General features: G+C 74.6%; 5 protein-coding genes. All 5 read left to right on the forward strand.

Translation table 11 applies throughout. The features are described from left to right. Positions 1–210: 210 nt before the first annotated feature. The 5 genes from GT045_RS01775 to GT045_RS01795 all read left to right on the forward strand — a co-directional run bounded on the left by GT045_RS01775 (position 211) and on the right by GT045_RS01795 (position 4,777). Complete coding sequence (locus GT045_RS01775; protein ID WP_161333071.1) at positions 211–1,389, forward strand: acyltransferase; 1,179 nt, start codon at positions 211–213, stop codon at positions 1,387–1,389. Positions 1,390–2,011: 622 nt separating this feature from the next. Then, entirely contained in the window at positions 2,012–2,905 is an 894-nt protein-coding gene (locus GT045_RS01780) for an STAS domain-containing protein (RefSeq protein ID WP_202516379.1), read from the forward strand. Continuing rightward, a complete protein-coding gene (locus GT045_RS01785) occupies positions 2,902–3,285 on the forward strand; it encodes an STAS domain-containing protein (protein WP_161296970.1) in 384 nt (127 codons plus the stop codon). The genes GT045_RS01780 and GT045_RS01785 overlap by 4 nt, the downstream gene beginning before the upstream one ends. Continuing rightward, positions 3,285–3,731 (forward strand): anti-sigma regulatory factor, encoded by a 447-nt coding sequence (locus GT045_RS01790; protein ID WP_161296968.1) that lies wholly within the window; start codon positions 3,285–3,287, stop codon positions 3,729–3,731. Before GT045_RS01785 ends, GT045_RS01790 begins: the two co-directional genes overlap by 1 nt. Further along, positions 3,728–4,777: a SpoIIE family protein phosphatase gene (locus tag GT045_RS01795; protein WP_161296966.1), complete on the forward strand. Its 1,050-nt coding sequence runs from the start codon at positions 3,728–3,730 to the stop codon at positions 4,775–4,777. The genes GT045_RS01790 and GT045_RS01795 overlap by 4 nt, the downstream gene beginning before the upstream one ends. The last annotated feature ends 132 nt before the right edge of the window (positions 4,778–4,909 follow it).

The raw sequence follows: 4,909 nt of genomic DNA on the forward strand, positions 1-4,909 counted from the left end.
CCGCCCCACGCCGCCCCGTTCCGCGCCCCCCGCCCCGCCCCGCCAAGGACGTCACTCGTGCGGGTGTACCCGGTCCCGCCGTCCGTGGCATACCGGGCCGTCCGTCGTTCGGCACCAGTGTGACGTTTGCCATCCGACGTGATGAACCAGGGGCGAGCGGGCAACGTACCCCTTCATGCCCCACGCGAATCTCCAGCGGCAGGTGATCTGATGACCACGGCGACGACCCGGGCGCTCCGGACGCCGTCAGCCCGAACCGGCGCGGCGACCGTCGGGCCCTCCCCGTCGGGCGCCCTGCCCTCCCTGCCCTCCCTCACCGGACTGCGCTGGATGGCGGCGCTGCTGGTGTTCGGACTGCACGTGACCAACTTCGGCTACTTCGGCGGCCGGAGCGGCCGCCTGGTCTCCTGGGCCTTCAGTCCGGGTGCCACGGGAGTGTCCTTCTTCTTCGTGCTGTCCGGATTCGTGCTGACGTGGTCGGCCCGGCCCCGCGACCGCGCGCTCGCCTTCTGGTGGCGGCGCGTCGCCCGGATCTACCCGGTGCACCTGGTCACCGTCGTCATCGCGTCGGTCATGGCGTACACGCTGGCGCACCAGCCGCGGCCGACGCCGGGGCAGGCCCTGGCGAACGCGCTGCTGCTGCACTCCTGGTGGCACCCTTGGTGGCAGACGCTGAACCCGGTGAGCTGGTCCCTGGCCTGTGAGGCGTTCTTCTACGCCTGCTTCCCGCTGCTGATCCTGCTGCTGCGCCGACTGGGGGCGCGCGGCAGCACCGCCCTCGGCGCACTCGCGGTCGTGGCCCTGCTGGTGCTGGCCCACGCGGACCTCCACCACTGGTGGTCCCAGTCGATCTACTCGTTCCCGGCCGCGCGGCTGCCCGAGTTCGTGCTCGGTGCCGTCGCCGCCCGGCTGGTGCTGCTCGGCCGCTGGCGCGGTCCCGGTCTGGAGGCGTCGCTCGCCCTGGCCGTCATCGGCTACTTCCTCGTCCCGCAGGCCACGCACGGCGGTTACCCCGGCACGGTGTGCACCATCGCCGGATTCGCCCTGCTCATCCCGGCGGCGGCGGTCGCGGACCTGCACGGGCTGCCGTCGCTGTGGCGGCGCAGGCGGCTGGTGCGGCTCGGCGAACTGTCGTTCGCCTTCTACATGATCCATCTCCTGGTGCTGCGGACGGCGACCTCCTTGCTGGGTACGAAGCCGCATTACGGCCTGCTGACGGGAGCGGCCGTCACCACGGCCCTGTTCGCCGTCTCGCTCGCCCTGGCCTGGGTGCTGTACGAGGCGGTGGAGCGCCCGGCTCGGCGCCTGCTGCTGCGCCGCCGCCGGCCGGCCGTGTCGCCGGAGCCGGTCCCGGGCAGCCGTGAGGCCCCGGCGCCGGGGCGGGACTGACCCGCGCCTACCGGCCGACCGAGGGGAGCGGGTCGCACGCGAGGGTGACGTCGGCAACAGTGAGGAAAGTCCTGCCGGTTTCGGGGTAGGCGGCTGACCGACACCGGCCTGGCGGCGCACACCGGCAGGCCGGCACCGTTCGAACGCACCCAAGGAGCCGAGTCGACGTGGGCGGGAAGCAGACCCGGGGGAGCCGGCGGCCGACGGGCCGGGCGGCCGTACCCGCGCGCCGTCGGTCCGCCCCTCGGCGTACCCAGAAACAGCCGGCCGTACCCGCCGGCACCGCTCCGGCCGCCGCGTCCGGCCCCTGCCCGGCACCCGGCCCGGGCCCGGCCCCCGGCGGTGTGAGCCACGCCACCGGCCACACCACCGACTCCGGCGCGGGCCCTTCGCCCACGTGTCCGGTGACACGGCGCGGGCCCTGGGCCCCGGCCCCGTCGGCGCCGTGCACAGCCCGCCGCGGCGGCGCCAAGGAGCCTCACTGCCAAGGGAGTTGGCGCCGCGGCGAGGTGTCAGGGGCGGGATTGGCCAGGTCGGACGCTGGGAGTTACGGTGGGCGGTCGGCGTCGATCGGCCCGGAGAGACCGGCCGACCGGCGCCCCTGGCTGTGCGAGAGGAGAGGATGACAGTGCTCGACCGGGACGCGGCCGAATCGGCACCGCAGACGGTGAGTTCCTTCCTGGAACAGCGCAAGGAGCAGATCGCCCAGCGCTGGGCCGACGCACCCCTGTTCCGCACGGTCTTCACCGTCTCCCGCGACGAGGCGGTCGAGGCGTGCAAGGCCGTGGTGGAGGCGCTGTCCGAAGTGGCCGTCAGCGGACGCCTGGAGGACATCGAGGCGCCCGGCTTCGGCTCGGTCCGCGACCAGCTGGGGCGTATGACCGCGACCCGGTCCCGCAGCGGCTCCACGGCGGCGCAGATCGCCGGCGAGGTGGCCGTCCTGCGCGGACCGGTGGTGGAACTGCTGCGCGCGGAGTTCCCGGACCCGTCGGCCCCGCGGGCCCAGGAGTGCACGCTGGCCCTGACCCTGCTGATGGGCACCCTGCGCCTGGTGGTGATGGAGACGGCGCTGGACGCCAACGCGGAGCTGATCGAGCGGCAGCGGCAGCAGCTGCTCGAAGGGGCCACGCCCGTCATCAAGCTGTGGGAGGGAACGGTCGCCGTACCGCTGATCGGGACGCTGGACAGCGCGCGCAGCCAGGTCGTGATGGAGTCGCTGCTGGAGGCCATCGTCGAGCAGCGGGCCCGGTACGCGATCCTGGACATCACCGGCGTGCCCACGGTGGACTCGCTCGTCGCCCAGCACCTGATGAAGACGGTCGCCGCGGCGCGCCTGATGGGCGCCGACTGCATCGTCTCCGGCATCCGCCCGGCCATCGCGCAGACCATCGTGCAGCTCGGCATCGACCTGAGCTCGGTGCTCACCCGCTCCTCGCTGGCCGACGCGCTCGCCTACGCGCTGAGCCGGCAGGGCATCGAGGTCTCCCGTACGGATGCGGGTGCGAGTGCACGGTGATCCAGCCCACTCCCGGCCAGCCGACGTCCCAGGTCCCGGTGCTCGCCCTGGGCGACGTCCTGCTGGTCTCCCTGCAGGGGGAGCTGCACGACGGCATGGCCGAACAGCTGCAGCACGACATCACCACGCGCATCTCGACCAGCCCGGTGACCGGTGTGGTGATCGACATCTCCGGGTTGGACATGGTCGACTCGTTCCTGGGGCGGGTGCTCGCGGAGATCGCCTCCGCGTCCCGGCTGCTGGCGGCCCGGACGGTGCTGGCGGGGATGCGGCCCGCGGTGGCGATCACCCTGGTCGAGCTGGGGCTCGCGCTGCCGGGTCTGGTGACCGCGCTGGACGTGGACCGCGCCATGGAACTGCTGTCCCAGAGGGGGAGCTGATGCAGTCGTCCGGCCAGGCGTCCGCGACGAGCCTGCCCATCGGCTCGGACGCGGATCTGGCCTGGGTCCGGCAGGAGGTGCGGCAGTGCGCGGCGGGACTGGGTTTCGGTCTGGTGCAGCAGACCAAAGTCGTGACGGCGGCCAGCGAGCTGGCCCGTAACACCCTGGTGCACGGCGGCGGCGGACGGGTCGAGATCACGCCGCTGGACAACGGCCGCGCCCGGGGCCTGCGGATGCGCTTCATCGACGACGGTCCCGGCATCCGCGACCTGGAGCTGGCCATGACCGACGGGTACACCTCCGGCGGCGGCCTGGGCCTCGGACTGAGCGGCGCCAGACGGCTGGTGCAGGAGTTCAGCGTCGACACCGAGCCCGGCCGGGGCACGACCGTCACGGCCACCGCCTGGGTGTCCCAGGTGCCCGCGTCACGTCCGGGGGTGGCATGAGCCGGGTATGGGAGATCCCGGTGCACGACTCCACGCGGGTCCGGGACGTCCGGATCGCCGCCCGGGAGGCGTGCGGCGCGGCGGACCTCGCCCCGCCGCGCACGGCGATCGCGGAGCTGGTCGCCACCGAGCTGGCCACCAACCTGCTCAAGCACGCCGGCGGGGGCCGCATGGTGGTGAACCTGGTGGCGCGTCCGGACGCCGGAGCCGGCCGGTCCGTGCAGCTGTTCTCGCTGGACAACGGGCCGGGCATCGCCGATGTCGACGCGGCGCTGCGGGACGGCAGCTCGACCGCTCCCGGCTCCCTCGGGGCGGGCCTCGGCAGCTGTCAGCGCAGCGCCGGCGCCTTCCATCTGTACAGCGTGCCCGGCCGGGGGACGGTGGCGGCGGCCCGGCTGGACCCGGAGCCCGGCGGGCGCGGGGCACGCACGGCACACCTGCCCGCGGGCGGGATCACGGTCGCTCTCGGCCAGGCCGAGCAGTGCGGCGACGCCTGGGCCTGGGTGCGCTCGGGGCGGCTGCTGACGCTGCTGCTCGCGGACGGTCTCGGGCACGGCCCGAAGGCCGCGCACGCCTCCTCCGCCGCGGTGCGGGAGCTGCACCGCAGCGCCCATCTGCCGCCCCAGGAGATCCTGCGCCGGCTGCACACCGCGCTGCGGCCCACCCGGGGCGCGGCGGTCACGGTGGCCCAGGTGGACCCGGAACGGGCGGAACTCAGCTTCGCCGGAGTCGGCAACGTGGGCGCCCGGGTGCGCGCCGGGGGATCCTGGACGTCCCTCGTCTCCCATCCGGGGATCGTCGGGGCGTACTTCCCGGCGCAGGTCCCCGTGCGCCGGATGCCGTGGCGGCGGGACAGCCTGCTCGTCATGCACAGCGACGGGCTGCCCAGCCGCTGGACGCCACCGGAGGACGCCGGGCTGCTCGCCCAGGACCCCTCGGTGGTGGCCGCGGCGATCCTGCGCGACGCGGGCAGCCCGGCCCTCCCCGTACGAGACGACACCAGCGTGGCCGTACTGGCCCCCCGACCGCCGGACCTGCACCCATGACAGCCGCCACCGAGAACTGGACCATCGCCACCACGGCCGACGCGGCCCGCGCCCGCGCGCTGCTCGCGCGGCTCGCCGCGGACGCCGGCGTGCCCACGGCGGGGCGCGCCCGCTTCCTGGCCGCGCTCGGCC

The organism is Streptomyces sp. SID486 (genome assembly GCF_009865385.1).
GTDB lineage: Bacteria > Actinomycetota > Actinomycetes > Streptomycetales > Streptomycetaceae > Streptomyces.